Below are 15,058 nucleotides of genomic sequence, written 5' to 3'. Positions count from 1 at the left end.
ATGTCTTGAAATATGAAAGTTTACTAGTTAACAAAGGTTATTAGAACAAGGTAATTATCCAATTAGTTGCTCGTTTAATACTATTTGTTGCTAGTAAAGTTGAAATAAATAACGCCGAAAAGGAAAAGATAATAATCGAGGGAATGAAACTTAGCGATTCAAATGGGATGTACTGTCTAAGCAGTTTCACAATAAAGCCATGAAATAAATAGACAATTAACGTGTTTTTTCCGTAATCAGTATACCACTGACGCTTTGTCGGGACTAAACTTAAAAATCCACAAACTCCGATCACACTTAAACAGTAAAAGAGTAGACGAATCAATGCGCCAAATTCTGGTAAATCCATAAAATCATCGTATGCCTTAGAACCAAAAAACCAATATTTATTCGCACCATCAATGGCTACAACATAAAATAACAAGATAATAAGGGCCACTCCTCCAACATATTTCATCTTTTTCGATTGAAAAACTTCAAAAAATTGTTTAGGCAAATGAAACCCTATTAAAAAATACGGAAAAAAAACAAATGCACGCTGTAATGATAATTCTCTTCCTACTTCAGGCAAATAACCTACTAAAATGGCTAATAATAAACTAACAGTTATTGCTAGATACGGTGGTACTTTTTTCAGAACAAATAAACCTATGTACCAAAAACTCATAGACAATAGAAACCATAAACTCCATTCTGGTACTAAAAAGGATAAATGAAAAGAATGATCTATCCCCGTAATAAAATAAAAAATTGTATATAATACTTGAAATAACACATACAACCATAAAAAATGAATACTTTTCTTCAAGCATTTTTTATCCTTGAATATGTTTTTCGAAAAAAAACCTGAAATCAAAATAAATGTGGGCATATGAATGGTAAACAGTAAATAATAGATATCCTCATAGATTCCTCTTTTTTCTGTCATGCCCATAAAAAAATGAGTAAAGACCACCAATATAATCAAAATAAACTTGGCATTGTCAAAATAACTATCTCTTTTTGTTCTCACGTTTAGCACGTCACCCCCGCCCCATTATATTAAATTAATCTAATATATAACAAAATGGGAAGAACAACAGACGTTCTTCCCTCTATAATTTCATAGATTTAAATCATTTCTTCTGGTTTTAACCATTCATCAAATTCTTCTTTCGTTGCAAATCCTAACGTGATAATCGCTGTTTCCAGTGTCGTTTGATTTTCATGTGCATATTTTGCTACTTTTGCTGCTTTCTCATAGCCGATATGTGGATTTAAAGCGGTAACTAGCATTAACGAATTTTTCATTCCTTGCTCCATGGCTGCTTCATTTGCTTCCATACCGTTTAAACAATTTAATCTAAACGAACGCATAGCATCACTTAATAAATTAACCGATTCTAGAAAGTTCGAAATAATAACAGGTTTATAAACATTTAATTCAAAGTTACCTTGACTACTTGCGAATTGAATGGTCGTATCATTTCCCATTACTTGACAGACAACCATCGTTAAGGCTTCTGCTTGTGTCGGATTGACTTTTCCAGGCATAATAGAACTTCCAGGTTCATTAGAGGGAATCGTAATTTCTCCTAAGCCTGAACGAGGACCACTTGCTAACCAACGAATGTCGTTAGCGATTTTCATCAAATCTCCTGATAATGCACGTAGCGCACCGTGAACAAAAGATAATTCACTATGACTCGTTAAGCCATAAAATTTATTTTCTTCTGATGTAAAAGGTAACTCAGTATGTGTACTAATTTCTTCACACATTAATTGATCAAACCCTTTAGGCGCATTCAATCCAGTACCAACGGCTGTACCCCCGATTGTTAGATGACGAATTGCTTCTAATCCTAACATAACAAATTCTTGTGCTTTTTCAATCATTACACGCCAACCACTTATTTCTTGACCAAACGTTAACGGTGTGGCGTCTTGTAAATGAGTTCGACCAATTTTTATCACGTGTTGATTATTTTTCTCTAGAATCGCTAATTCTTCTACCCATTTTGCTAATTCAGGTAATAATTTTGACACAATCGCTTGATAGCCTGCAATATGCATAGCCGTTGGGAACGTATCATTAGAACTTTGCGACATGTTAACATCATCATTGGGATGAATAAGTCCCGGCGTTTGCTCATTACACAAGTGGGCAATCACTTCATTAACATTCATATTTGATTGTGTGCCACTACCCGTTTGAAATATTTTTAAAGGGAATTGATCATCGTAGCGACCATTTAAAATCTCATCACATGCTGTGATAATCGCCTTACTTTTATCATCAGATAATTTACCCAATTTATGATTAACGATTGCTGCTGAGCGTTTAATCTCTACTAGTCCATAAATGACTTCTAATGGGATAATATTATGACCAATCACAAAATTTTCTAAACTTCTTTGTGTTTGAGCGCCCCATTTCTTCTCACTATCAACTTTCACTTCACCAAGTGAATCTTTTTCAATACGATACATTTTTTACGCACCTCGGTCTTTAGTTTATTCTAGCTACACCTGTTTCAATAGCTGTTTTGGCTACTGCATTAGCTACTGCCTCTGCCACTCGTTTATCAAACGGATTTGGTATCACATATTCAGCAGTTAATTCCTCTTCACTAATTAATGACGCAATCGCTTTAGCTGCTGCCATCTTCATTTGTTCATTGATTTGTGTCGCTCTAACCGATAAAGCCCCTTTAAAAATACCTGGGAAAGCTAAAACATTATTGATTTGGTTAGGGAAATCTGAACGGCCTGTTCCCATTACTTTCACTCCATGCTCAATAGCGATATCGTACATAATCTCTGGCACTGGATTAGCTAAAGCAAAAACTATAGGATCTTCTGCCATGGTTTCAACCATCTCTGGTGTTAAAGCACCCGCTACAGAAACACCGACAAATACATCTGCCCCATTAACTGCGACAGCTAAATCTCCCGATAATTTTTCTGGATTGGTTGTATTAGCTAGCTCCTGTTTGTGAGGATTTAAACCTTCTCTACTTGGCTCTAAAATTCCTTGACGATCCACTGCAACAATATTGCGAACCCCAAAATCTTGCAATAACTTGATAATAGCCGTTCCAGCAGCACCTGGACCATTTAACACCACTTTAATATCTTCCATTTTTTTGTTCACTAATTTTAAACTATTGATTAATCCTGAAGCAACAACTATTGCCGTTCCATGTTGATCATCATGAAAAACTGGAATAGACATCACGTCTTTTAACCGACGCTCGATTTCAAAACATCTAGGTGAAGAAATATCTTCTAAATTAATGCCACCAAAACTATATTCTAGTGATTGAATAATTTCAATCAGTTTATCAGTATCTGTTTCATTTACCACTAAAGGAATTGAGTCAATCCCTGCAAATTCTTTAAATAAAATTGATTTACCTTCCATGACAGGCATAGCAGCGGCTGGTCCTATATCGCCTAAACCTAAAACTGCCGTTCCATCAGAAATAACGGCTACAAGGTTACCTCTTGACGTATAACGATAGCTATCATCAGGATTAGCTTCAATCTCTTTACAAGGTTCCGCAACACCTGGTGAGTATGCAAGTGATAATTCTTCATTATTTGTTACTCGTAATTTACTTTCAACACTAATTTTTCCTTTGTGTTCCTCGTGTAATTTCAATGCATCTTCTCTTAATCCCATTTTTTATCAACCTTCCATCTACTTTTTAATGTTGTTTAATGTATTTATTAATAAATCAATTAAGATAAAAAAACCAATTCTTGAATTAGCATCATCTAACTTAGTATCTGATTGATCTGCATGACAGAACAATTCAAGCGTTGCATACTCACTTAATTCGTTTGCTTGGAAAGATGTTAAACTAATAATATTCGCATGCTTTAAATGAACTAATTTTGCTGTTTCTAGTATTTTCTTTGTCGATCCTGACAATGAAAGCAATATCACAACGTCATCTTCATCTACTAAACGAGTAAATGATTCTGAATGATTATAATCATTAATAAAAAAACAATGAATACCAATTGAAAAAAGTAAGTGTTCTAGATAATAGCCACAAGACTTACTCGTCCCCCGTGCCATAATAAAAATATTTTTAGCCTTTAATAGCAACTTGGCACTTGTTAAAATATCTTCTTCATTAACAATTGAAAACGTTTTTTGAATAGTACTTTCTAACTTTTTCTTGGGTGAGGTTGACTCAGTGCGTTTTATCATTCGTTTATTTTTCATTTCTAAACTAATCGCGTATTTCATCTCTTTAAAGCCATCAAGTCCCATCTTCTGTGAAAGATTGATAATGACTGTTTTGGATACAAATGTCTCAGCTGATAGTTCATTAATGGTCATAAACGGAATTTCTTCAAAATGCGCCATAATATATGTTAACACTTTCTTTTCACTGTTAGTTAACTCATCATAAACTTCTAAGTAATTAAACATGCGTTTATTTTCACCTCTCTATGGAAATATTATAACATAACAATATATGTCATAATATTAATAGAGAAATTTTTAATAAAAAACAACTGGCTTTCACCAGTTGTTTCTAGATATCTTTATAGGTAACTAGCTCATATCCATGATTTTCTAAAATCGTTTTCAACAACGGATCACAAAGTAATTCAACCTCACGCATTCTCGCGTGAGTAAAACTTGAACCGAACATAATCGTCTCATCTAAAAATCCTGGATGACAATTGGCTTCTACTACAGAACAGGTCGCATAATGTTTCGCCTCTTCATCAATTATTGATAATAATTCATCTCTAACAACTGAATAAGGTTGCGTCATTTGTTTCATCTTTTCATGAATAAACATTAACCATAGTTCTTCTGCTGGTGCAATCTTGGTATCCGTCAAATGTTCTTTTACATTCAGACAATTTCTAATAGGTAATTGATATTTTTTAGCCAATTGTTCCATCGGTTGCCACAACTCTCCCAATCCGTGAACATAATGATGCGTATCCAAATGGGTTAACCTAATCCCTACTCTTTGTAATTGTTGAATTTGAGCTTCCCATTCTTCATAAACTAGCTCAAGATCTAGACTATCTAACTGTTTATTCAACTGCTTACGTGTGATAAAATCACCATTTGACTGTGTTAAATGGGAATAATTTAACATCGGTTGACCAGAAGTTAAAACTAAATGAGCCCCAATTCCTAAGTTAGGATGTTCTTTTGCCAAAGTAGCTGCATGAGCTAATCCTGGCATATTCGCCATCATTGTAGTAGAGCTTAGCACCCCTTCTTGATGTGTTTCGATAATTCCGTAATTAATCGCTTTAGAATAGCCAAAATCATCTGCATTGATTATTAATTTGGTCATTTCTTCCCTCTTAATAGTGTGACTTAATCGCTTCTGATACTAGTTTAGCACGGACTGCTTCCTTTTGTGCCAATTCAACAGATAACCCGACATAATTTCTAGGGTCAATAAATGAGGCAATCTCTTCTTCGGTAAACGTTGCCGAAATAAGTGGGTCTGCTTTTAAGTTAGTGAAGAAATCTTCTCCGTCAGCAGCTGTTTTGATTGCAATATCATAAAGCAATGAATGGGCATCATCTTTACCTAGTTTTTCTGCCATTTTCATCATGACAAATTCTGTATTATCTAAACCTTTATTGCGCATCACGTTATGCAGCATTCTCTCTTTGTGAGGCGTTAGCGTTCTAGTTAATTCTTCGGTACGTAATAATACTTCTGTAGTTAATTCCAGTGCTTCTTCAACAATCCCATCAAATAACATATATGAGCTGCTATCGCCTTCATACGGACGAACAGCTGAATACATACCAACACCTGGTAATGAGTATAATTTTTGCGAATTGGCAATAATACCTTTTGCGAGTTTAGGATTGATTTTATGAGGCATCGTGCTACTTCCGACCGTTCCTTTTTTAAAACCTTCTGAGACTTCGGCAATTTCTTCTAACGTTGTACTATATACTTCTTCCCCAATTTTGTGACACACATTACATAACAAGGCTAAATTCATCATATATTCTAACTTATGCGTACTAATATTACGTGAAGGAACTTCCATATAATACATTCCTGTTAAATCTGCGACTCGTTTTTGGACATTTAATCCAACTTCTGGCATTGCACTAAACGTCCCTACAGCTCCACCCATCATTAATTTGAATACTCGTTTTTCCGATTCTTTCAAGCGTTCATAACACTCAATAAAATCACTAATCCAAACGGATACTTTATAGCCATAAGTGATAGGTGTCGCGTGACGTCCATGCGTACGACCAGGCATCACATAATCTTTGGTACGCTCGGCTAAATCAGATAAATTATCTAAAATTTCGCCTAATAACTTCATATATTTATCATGAACCAATTTCATCATATACATTTGAGAACTTTGTTGGATATTTTGTGTAGTAATTCCGTAATGTACAAATTTTCCGCTATCATCCGGACAAGCATTCACTAGCACTTTTAGGAATGGTACAAATCCATGCCCTATTTCTCGATAAATACGATCCATTTCTTCAAAATCAATATTTTCAATTTTGGCTGCTTCTTTAATGTCTTTCGCTGCTTGTTCTGGAATAAAGCCTTCTTCTGCTTGAGCTTGAGCTAAAGCTGATTCAAACATCAACCAAGTCTTATATTTCGTTTCATTGGTAAAAATATTTTTTATCCCTCTATCATCAATTGTTTTACTTTTAGAATCGTATAATGCTCTCATTGTTAGTTACTCCCTTTTTTATCGTAAATTATCTATCTAATATCATCTAGTGCATTTCGGACAAATTCTACTTGTGGACCATAAACAATATGAATATGTTTTGCCGATGGGAAGAAAAAGCCTGTACAGCCAGATTTTTCTAAGATGTCTTTATCAATTTTTGATACATCGTTTAAATCAATTCTTAAACGTGTGATACAGTTTTCTACACTTGAAATATTAGCCGTGCCGCCCAATCCTTGTAAGACTAAACCAGCGACTTCATCATAGCGTTTTTCTTTTAATAATGTGCTATCAATATTATTACTTTCTTCTCTACCAGGCGTCTTAATATCAAACTTGTTAATCGCCCAATAGAACACGAAGTAGGTTAGAATCGCCATTACAATTCCGATTAATACAAAATATTGCCAATGGGTTCCTTTATAGAGTAAGCCAAAAATTGCAAAATCAAAAATTGTTCCCCGAATATAACCAATTGCAACACCTGCTAGCGAAAGTAATACGGCGCCTATTCCACATATCACGGCATACACAATAAATAATAATGGTGCAATAAACACAAAGGTAAACTCTAATGGTTCTGTTACATTCCCTAGCATGGCTGTTAGAACTAACGTGATCAACATTGATTTGACTTCAGGTTTATTTTCTACTCTAGCTGAACGATACATAGCAAATGCTATAGCCGGGAATAAGAATAGCGTAATCAACATCTGTTGTTGTGCCATAAACCTGGTTAATTCTGGCATCATAGTCCAATATTCACTGTTTGGTCCTTGATTAAAAAGCACTTCATTTAGAGCAGGCAAGACACCCACATAAGTTTCCCCGTCTATGACGTATGAGCCGCCCGCTTCTGTAAATCGGAACAACGCATTCCATACATGATGTAACCCAAATGGGATAAAGGCACGTTCACCAAATGCCGTAAAAAATGGACCAAATGTACTTAAAATAACTACGGATAATTTCATTAACACGCCTACAAATACTTCCCAAATAAATGGCACTGTTAATCCTAAACCGACCATACAAGCGATGGTAATAATTGGTACTGACTTTTTACCTGAGAAGAACGCTAAAGCCGTTGGTAATTGTAGATTATAAAAACGATCTGTCGCCCATGCAGCGACTAATCCTGTCACGATACCACCTGCTGCACTAATATTCATGGTTTGAATACCTAAGACGCTAATTTGACCTACTTGTGTCATTATCTCTGGATCAGCCATTTTACCAGTTAACGTTAACCAAACATTCATTGTCGCAATAATAGTTAAATAACCCGCCACAGAGGCAAATACTGCAATTCCTTTGTCTTTTTTACTCATACCATAAGCTACACCCATTGCAAAAAGTAACGGAATATTATCAAAAATAACGCTTGCAATACTTCTTATACTAATAAGTGTGGCATTGACCGCTTCATTTCCCAAAAACGGAAACTGTTCAATCATATAAGGTTGAACAAATGCTCCACTAATCCCTAAAATCATGCCAATTGGTGCTAACACTCCAATAGGTAGCAATAACGTTCTACCAAATTGTTGAATTCCTTCACTAAATTTCTTACTCCTACTCATGACGTATCTCCTTTATTTAGTTTATAGTGCGATAATATCATGTAAAAAGGCTTTATCAAAGGTCAAGTAAATTAGTAGCTATCATCTAGGTCACATAAAATGACCTAGGTCATTTCTGTGCACAAAAAAAGAGCCGCAGCAATAACTACGACCCTTTGATAATAATAGAATTAATTTTTTCTCTCTCTTTTAGCAATCGCTGGTAAAATCATTCCTAATGCGACAAATACGATAGGTGTCACGATATTAGAAATCATTTGGAACCACCAACCTTCAGAACCGTATGGAATTTTTGGAATCATTCCTAAAATACATGCAAAAGCTGTAAAAGCAAAACACCATAAACCAATAACATAACCCCACTTAGGATTTTTCATGAATTTATATTCAGCATTTTGATAATTTTTGAACGCTTTATTTAACATCATATAAGCTAAGAATACCCACAAGTAACGTAATGGCATCACAACAGAATTCAAGTTCGTCAACCATTTAACTAACTCGTCCATGTTTTTAATACCAAAGATCGGTAATAAAATGATAATGCTTACTAATATACCTGTTAATAAGTAACCATTTTTTAACGTGCCTTTAGCTGTACGTTGTCGTAACCAAGAAGGAACATATTCCTTGTCAGCATCAGCTAACAACACTTGTAATGGCGCATCAATTGAGAACGCTAAAGCTGATATTTGACCAACGGTATTCGTTAATGCATAAACAATCATTAAGAAATTACCTACGCCATAATATTCTCCTAATTTTTGGAAAGCACTATAGGCACCATTTGTCATTAAGTCAGCTGGAATATTGTCACTTGCAAATAACATCCCCATTGCAATTGAACCTAAAATTGCTGAAACACCAACCATAATGGCTAATAAAATCATCCCTTTAGGAAACTCTTTTGCGGGATTTTTCGTTTGGTTAACGTAAGGTGAAATTTTTTCTGCTCCACCTACCGCAAAAACTAACATCGAAATCGTTGCAAAATAAGATAAATCAAACTTTGGAATGTAGGTTTTGATATTGGTCATATCTTGCGTAGCAATTTCCATTGTATGATCCATAAATGGTGCCCCTACTGCAAGTAAAATAAATAAAATAGACATAACAAACATCGCTGTACCCGCAAGTCCACCAATTACTTTTAAGGTAGATAATCCTTTTGTTGACAAGTATAAGAACAATAAGAAAATAACTAAACTAATAATAGCAACCATTTGAACTGACATACCTGAAACAAAACTACCATCTCCCTTAACTGCCCAACCTAAGGCGATTAAAATCGCTTGTGGTTTTTGTGCTAAATACGGAATATGTACGACCCAATAAGTCCATGCAGCGTAATAAGCTAAGCGTTTGTTCATTGTATTTTCAATCCATGAACTTACCCCACCATTGCTGTCTTTAAATGTTGAACCCAACTGACCCACAATTAAAGCATACGGTATAAAATATAAGGCTAAAATTAAAATCCATGATGTAACGACAGAAATGCCCTGTTGTGAATAATTATTAACAACATTTCCCAGTCCCCACACCATATTAAAAGCAATTAAACCGACCGTAAACCATCTCATTTGCTTTTGATCCATTCGATAGATCACTTCCTTTTCTTTTTATATTTGTTACGACTCTAGTTTAAAAATAAGTTATATATTCCACAATAGTTACCATCAATTACTAACCAAACTTTAATTTTTACATTGATTTATAAGACAGTTTTACGACGGAACGCATTGTTATTTTTTTTAATATCCTTTATAGTAGATATTTGCAAGTAATATAAGAGTTTAAGGAGACTAATTAATGCCTTTTGGAATGAGAACATTTAAGACGGGATTTGCTGTTTTTTTGTGTATTTTATTTAGTATTGTATTTAATAGAGAAACCTATATTGTGTCTGCTTTAACCGCTATTTTTACCATTCGTAAAGACTTCGAAAATAGTGTACGTTTTGGAAAAGATCGTGTTATTGGAAACACGCTAGGTGCACTATCTTCACTGATCGTTATTACTATATTTGACTTTTTTGGCAAAACAACACTCACAGAATTAACCGTTATTCCCTTAATCATCATTAGTATGATCACCGTTCTAACAAAATTAAAAGCAACTGAAGGGACGGTTGGAAGTTGTGCCACTTTATTTACAATTCTCTTTATGATTCCAGAACATCAAACGTATATTTATGCATTCAATAGAATTATTGATAGCTTTATCGGTTTAGCCATTGGCTTAGCTGTTGACTATACTCTCCCCAATCACAAAACAAAAAATAACGTATGATTTATAAAAAAACTGATTGACACTTTCAATCTATGATGTTAAGTTGTAGATGAAAGTAAAATATTTGTTAGGTGAGGCTCCTATACAAACATAGGCTACTGCCCAAAAATGTCGAAAGACGCCAATGGGTAGAACAGGAATTGTCGAAATAAGGCTTTTCATAAGGTAGCTAAAAACGTTAATGTTTTTTACGTTGTATAGTGCTAAAGCTCAACGACTAGATCAATAGCCGTGTTTTTTTGGTGCGCGTATAACTGTTTAAAGTAGTTATATTCAATCAATCATGAAATCTATTGCCCTTCGCTGAGCCTTAGCGAAGGGCTTTTTCTATACAAAAAAAAGGAGGCGACACTAATGGACGATAGTCAATCTGAGCAGGAAATTATGACACTTAAAGAGGAACCACCTAGTTTACGGGCGCACTATTTCATTAGCTGTCGCCTGTTATAACCTTTTCTATTTCATAATTTCCTCATACAACATGCTCTCATTTAAAGAGAACCTATAGAAAAGAGGAAATCATTATGACAAAAAAAAATTATTTAGAATTTGCAACAGAGACAATTACCCAACTATTCAAGCGTTTAAACAGTTCTCCCAAAGGTTTACATACTAAAGATGTTGAACTAAATCGTGAGACATTTGGCGAAAATATTCTATCACATGGTAAAAGAACACCTTTCATTGTAGAAATTGTTAAAGCTTATATTACACCATTTACCCTTGTATTAATTACATTGGCAATTATTTCATTTATTACAGATTTTGTCTTAGCTGCACCTGAAGAACGTGATTTATTTGGGGTATTTATCATCACATTAATGGTATTAGTTAGTGGTACAATGACCTTGATTCAATCAGTTAAATCAGGCAAAGCTGCGGAGAAATTAAAATCGCTTGTAAAAGTCACCACCAATGTTCAAAGAGACGGGACTTATAACGAAATCCCCATTGAAGAAGTTGTTTGCGGTGATGTGATTAGGTTAGCCGCAGGTGATATGATTCCTGCTGATTTACGTCTAATTAATAGTAAAGACTTATTCATTTCACAATCTTCTCTAACAGGTGAAAGCTATCCTGTTGAAAAAAACGCTCATACTATTATTCATGAGCCTCAAAGTGATACTTCTTATGACAATTTAGTTTTCATGGGAAGTGACGTTATCAGTGGTAGCGCTGAAGCAATTGTGATCGCAACTGGTAATAACACAATGTTTGGTTCAATAGCAGATAGCCTAGCTGAAAAACCTGTACAAACAAGCTTTGAAATTGGTATTAACAAGACCTCTATGCTCTTGATTAAATTCATGGCAGTGATGGCACCTCTAGTTGTCATCCTTAACGGGATTACCATTAATAATTGGATGGAAGCATTTTTATTTGGGTTATCTGTAGCGGTCGGATTAACACCTGAAATGTTACCGATGATTGTCACCACCAACTTAGTTAAAGGGTCTAACAAGATGGCCAAAGAAGGAACGATCATCAAAAATCTAAATGCCATTCAAAATTTTGGTGCAATAGATATTCTTTGTACCGATAAAACAGGAACATTAACACAAGATAAAATTATTCTTGAATATCATTTAGACTGTAATGGGCAAGAAGACGATCGTGTCTTACGACATGCCTACTTAAACAGTTACTATCAAACAGGGCTTAAAAATCTGCTTGATGTAGCAATTATTGAAGGCGCTAAGGAGCAATTAGATCTTACTTCATTTAACTATACAAAAGTCGATGAAATTCCTTTTGATTTCGAACGCCGTCGTATGAGTGTCGTCATGGAAGATCAATCAGGCAAACGTCAAATGATTACTAAAGGAGCTATTGAAGAAATGTTAGCCATCTCTTCATATGTTGAATATAACAATAGCATCGTACCGATTACCGAGGAAGAACGTCGTAATATTTTAGAAAAAGTAGAAGATTTAAATCGAGATGGTATGCGCGTATTAGGCGTCTCTCAAAAAACAAATCCAAGTGTTGAAGGAGAATTTTCTATAAAAGACGAATCTGAGATGGTCTTAATCGGTTACTTAGCCTTCTTAGATCCACCAAAAGAAACAACAAAAGCGGCTCTCCAAGCACTAAAAGAACACGGTGTTGGGGTCAAAGTCTTTACCGGAGATAACGAATTAGTAACTAGAACCGTGTGCCAACAAGTCGGATTAGAAATAGATACGATCATTTCAGGTGATGAGCTTTCACGATTATCTCAAACTGAAATGAAAGAAATTATCGAAACACATCATATTTTTGTCAAACTAAATCCTACCCAAAAATCACAGTTAGTCAAACTATTACGTGAGAATGGCCATACAGTTGGCTTCATGGGAGATGGTATTAACGATGCGGCAGCGATGAAAGAAGCTGATGTGGGTATTTCTGTCGATACAGCTGTCGATATCGCTAAAGAGAGTGCCGATGTTATTTTGCTAGAAAAAGATTTAATGGTGTTAGAAAAAGGTATCTTATCTGGTCGAGAAATTTTTGGAAATATTATGAAATACGTTAAGACAACTGCCAGCTCAAATTTTGGAAACATGTTTTCTGTGTTAGCTGCTAGTATAATGTTACCTTTCATTCCTATGCTACCTATTCAAATTTTATTTTTAAATTTAATTTATGATTTATCTTGCATTTCAATTCCTTGGGACAAAATGGATAACGAATATTTAGAAAAACCTAAAAAATGGGACGCATCAAGTATTGGTAAATTTATGTTTTGGTTTGGTCCAACTAGTTCGGTTTTTGATATTACTACCTTTATTCTAATGTTTTACGTCATTTGCCCACAAGTTATGGGTGGGTCATATGCCTCACTTGATCCCGTGCAAAAAGTCGGCTTTATTGCTTTATTCCATGCGGGTTGGTTTGTAGAATCTCTGTGGACACAAACGCTGGTGCTTCACGCATTAAGAACACCAAAAATCCCATTCTTACAAAGTAATGCGTCATTTATTATGACGACAATTACCACACTAGGTATCTTGGTAGGAACTATCTTACCGTTTACTTCTTTTGGCACAAACTTAGACCTAGCACCACTGCCAGGAAACTATTGGACTTGGTTAGTAGTAACCGTTATTGCTTACTTATTATTGGTAACGATTGTTAAACATTTCTATATCAAAAAATACGGTGAACTCTTATAAAAGACAAAAAGGAGCTGTGACAAAATTGTCACAGCTCCTTTTTATAAATAGATTAAAACTAATACTTAAATTTAGGGTTTTTAATACCATATTTTGCCATTAAGGCATATAATGTGTCGAAATTATCTGGAAAAGCATTGCTTCCCGAAATAATTAACGTATCCTCTAGATCTGTCATATCTTCGGTTCGATTCTTTTCATCATCCAAATCATTATAAGACAACGTCATTCCCCACTGCGTGCCATCTAACATCTCATAATTAACATAACGTGTTTCCCAATCTTCAATTAGCATAAATAATTCTGCTAAAAACAAGCGGAAATTCTCTTCTGTTAATTCAGCAATTGGTGCTTCAGATTCAATTTTTTCTACAGAATAGCCATATGCCATACTTACATCTACTTGGCCATCGTCTTCCTTAATTTTCACATTAGGATAACCAATAAACTGACCGCCAATATAAAAATGAAAAAAACGAATACCTTCTAAATTTAATGTATTTTCCATAACACGCCTCCATTTTAAACAGTATCTTTTCAGTTTAAATAACATCAATATGATTTCATCTCTATCATACCATTAGTCAAGGCGTTACCCAAACTATTACGTCCTCACTTGTTGCACAGTTACTTGGATTAAGAAACTAATTTCAACCCAATTGCTGAGCCGATAATTAAGAATAAACAAATAATTCTTCGCCAATCTTTAGCTTCACCATAAAATAACATCCCCATGACAGCACCGCCAGCAGCACCAATACCCGTCCAGATAGCATAAGCAGTCCCCATAGTAATCTCATTCATTGCTAAATTCAAAAAGTAAAAACTTGCACCAAATCCTATCAATAAATACAAGACAGATTGCCATGATTTTTCATTATTAAATTTATTAATTAAAGAAACGCCTACCATTTCAAATAAACCTGCTAAAATCAAATACATCCATGCCATCTTAATGCCCTCCTTCCGAATGATCACTCAATACTTTAAGTCCCATGACCCCTACTAATAACAAGACAATCAATAATACTTTAATCACTGATAAAGAACTACCAAATAATAACGTATCCATTAAGATAGTACCTGTTGTCCCAATCCCTACGAATACTGCATACGCAGTTCCCACAGCCAATTGTTGGCTAGCCTTAATTAGTAAATAAAAACTCATAAAAATAGCGATAATTGTTAATAAATGTTCTAATAAGTTACTAGAATGTTTTAACCCTATCACCCATCCTACTTCGACAATTCCTGCCACTAAAATCATTAACCAATTCTTGTTCACACTCGTTCATCCTCCTTAACAAAATAAAAAATCCTAGGAAA

Annotated in this window: 13 protein-coding genes and 1 riboswitch; of the genes, 2 read left to right on the top strand and 11 right to left on the bottom strand. The window is 34.7% G+C overall.

The window, feature by feature from the left end:
• Positions 1–40: 40 nt before the first annotated feature.
• The 8 genes from E4Z98_RS03560 to E4Z98_RS03525 form a co-directional block, all read right to left on the bottom strand.
• Positions 41–1,012, bottom strand: coding sequence for an acyltransferase family protein (locus E4Z98_RS03560; RefSeq protein WP_167790879.1), 972 nt, complete (start codon positions 1,010–1,012; stop codon positions 41–43).
• Positions 1,013–1,110: 98 nt separating this feature from the next.
• Positions 1,111–2,469, bottom strand: coding sequence for a class II fumarate hydratase (gene fumC, locus E4Z98_RS03555; RefSeq protein ID WP_135253695.1), 1,359 nt, complete (start codon positions 2,467–2,469; stop codon positions 1,111–1,113).
• A 19-nt stretch (positions 2,470–2,488) separates the two neighbouring features.
• Positions 2,489–3,664 carry an NAD(P)-dependent malic enzyme gene (locus E4Z98_RS03550; protein ID WP_135253696.1) on the bottom strand — a complete coding sequence of 392 codons (1,176 nt, stop codon included), beginning with the start codon at positions 3,662–3,664 and terminating at the stop codon, positions 2,489–2,491.
• Between the two features lie 18 nt (positions 3,665–3,682).
• Complete coding sequence (locus E4Z98_RS03545) at positions 3,683–4,426, bottom strand: MurR/RpiR family transcriptional regulator (protein ID WP_135253697.1); 744 nt, start codon at positions 4,424–4,426, stop codon at positions 3,683–3,685.
• 106 nt (positions 4,427–4,532) lie between these two features.
• A complete protein-coding gene (locus E4Z98_RS03540; protein ID WP_135253698.1) occupies positions 4,533–5,318 on the bottom strand; it encodes a carbohydrate deacetylase in 786 nt (261 codons plus the stop codon).
• Between the two features lie 10 nt (positions 5,319–5,328).
• Entirely contained in the window at positions 5,329–6,696 is a 1,368-nt protein-coding gene (locus E4Z98_RS03535; RefSeq protein WP_135253699.1) for a class-II fumarase/aspartase family protein, read from the bottom strand.
• A gap of 32 nt (positions 6,697–6,728) precedes the next feature.
• Positions 6,729–8,282, bottom strand: coding sequence for a PTS transporter subunit EIIC (locus tag E4Z98_RS03530; RefSeq protein WP_135253700.1), 1,554 nt, complete (start codon positions 8,280–8,282; stop codon positions 6,729–6,731).
• 170 nt (positions 8,283–8,452) lie between these two features.
• Positions 8,453–9,880, bottom strand: a complete 1,428-nt coding sequence (locus E4Z98_RS03525; RefSeq protein WP_135253701.1) for an amino acid permease — start codon at positions 9,878–9,880, stop codon at positions 8,453–8,455.
• A 214-nt stretch (positions 9,881–10,094) separates the two neighbouring features.
• Between E4Z98_RS03525 and E4Z98_RS03520 the strand changes: the two genes are divergently transcribed.
• Both E4Z98_RS03520 and mgtA read left to right on the top strand, forming a co-directional pair.
• Positions 10,095–10,574 carry an FUSC family protein gene (locus E4Z98_RS03520; protein ID WP_135253702.1) on the top strand — a complete coding sequence of 160 codons (480 nt, stop codon included), beginning with the start codon at positions 10,095–10,097 and terminating at the stop codon, positions 10,572–10,574.
• A 56-nt stretch (positions 10,575–10,630) separates the two neighbouring features.
• Positions 10,631–10,803, top strand: a riboswitch (M-box (ykoK) riboswitch).
• A gap of 295 nt (positions 10,804–11,098) precedes the next feature.
• Positions 11,099–13,732, top strand: a complete 2,634-nt coding sequence (gene mgtA / locus E4Z98_RS03510) for a magnesium-translocating P-type ATPase (RefSeq protein ID WP_135253703.1) — start codon at positions 11,099–11,101, stop codon at positions 13,730–13,732.
• Between the two features lie 58 nt (positions 13,733–13,790).
• Here the strand turns inward: mgtA and E4Z98_RS03505 are convergent, their stop codons facing one another.
• The 3 genes from E4Z98_RS03505 to E4Z98_RS03495 form a co-directional block, all read right to left on the bottom strand.
• A complete protein-coding gene (locus E4Z98_RS03505) occupies positions 13,791–14,240 on the bottom strand; it encodes a hypothetical protein (protein ID WP_135253704.1) in 450 nt (149 codons plus the stop codon).
• Between the two features lie 128 nt (positions 14,241–14,368).
• Positions 14,369–14,683, bottom strand: coding sequence for a DMT family transporter (locus E4Z98_RS03500; RefSeq protein WP_135253705.1), 315 nt, complete (start codon positions 14,681–14,683; stop codon positions 14,369–14,371).
• A 1-nt stretch (position 14,684) separates the two neighbouring features.
• Positions 14,685–15,017, bottom strand: coding sequence for a DMT family transporter (locus E4Z98_RS03495; protein ID WP_135253706.1), 333 nt, complete (start codon positions 15,015–15,017; stop codon positions 14,685–14,687).
• Positions 15,018–15,058 lie beyond the last annotated feature (41 nt).

Source organism: Vagococcus xieshaowenii (assembly GCF_004792515.1).
Lineage (GTDB): Bacteria > Bacillota > Bacilli > Lactobacillales > Vagococcaceae > Vagococcus_A > Vagococcus_A xieshaowenii.
The sequence above is the reverse complement of the archived record's forward strand: the minus strand, read 5'-3'. Positions and strand labels throughout refer to the sequence as shown.

Excerpts from the sequence above, each read along its gene's own strand:
- mgtA (WP_135253703.1), top strand. The coding sequence starts at position 11,099 with ATGACAAAAAAAAATTATTTAGAATTTGCAACAGAGACAATTACCCAA.
- E4Z98_RS03540 (WP_135253698.1), bottom strand. The coding sequence starts at position 5,318 with ATGACCAAATTAATAATCAATGCAGATGATTTTGGCTATTCTAAAGCG.
- E4Z98_RS03545 (WP_135253697.1), bottom strand. The coding sequence starts at position 4,426 with ATGTTTAATTACTTAGAAGTTTATGATGAGTTAACTAACAGTGAAAAG.
- E4Z98_RS03525 (WP_135253701.1), bottom strand. The coding sequence starts at position 9,880 with ATGGATCAAAAGCAAATGAGATGGTTTACGGTCGGTTTAATTGCTTTT.
- E4Z98_RS03520 (WP_135253702.1), top strand. The coding sequence starts at position 10,095 with ATGCCTTTTGGAATGAGAACATTTAAGACGGGATTTGCTGTTTTTTTG.
- E4Z98_RS03550 (WP_135253696.1), bottom strand. The coding sequence starts at position 3,664 with ATGGGATTAAGAGAAGATGCATTGAAATTACACGAGGAACACAAAGGA.
- E4Z98_RS03500 (WP_135253705.1), bottom strand. The coding sequence starts at position 14,683 with ATGGCATGGATGTATTTGATTTTAGCAGGTTTATTTGAAATGGTAGGC.
- E4Z98_RS03505 (WP_135253704.1), bottom strand. The coding sequence starts at position 14,240 with ATGGAAAATACATTAAATTTAGAAGGTATTCGTTTTTTTCATTTTTAT.
- E4Z98_RS03530 (WP_135253700.1), bottom strand. The coding sequence starts at position 8,282 with ATGAGTAGGAGTAAGAAATTTAGTGAAGGAATTCAACAATTTGGTAGA.
- fumC (WP_135253695.1), bottom strand. The coding sequence starts at position 2,469 with ATGTATCGTATTGAAAAAGATTCACTTGGTGAAGTGAAAGTTGATAGT.
- E4Z98_RS03535 (WP_135253699.1), bottom strand. The coding sequence starts at position 6,696 with ATGAGAGCATTATACGATTCTAAAAGTAAAACAATTGATGATAGAGGG.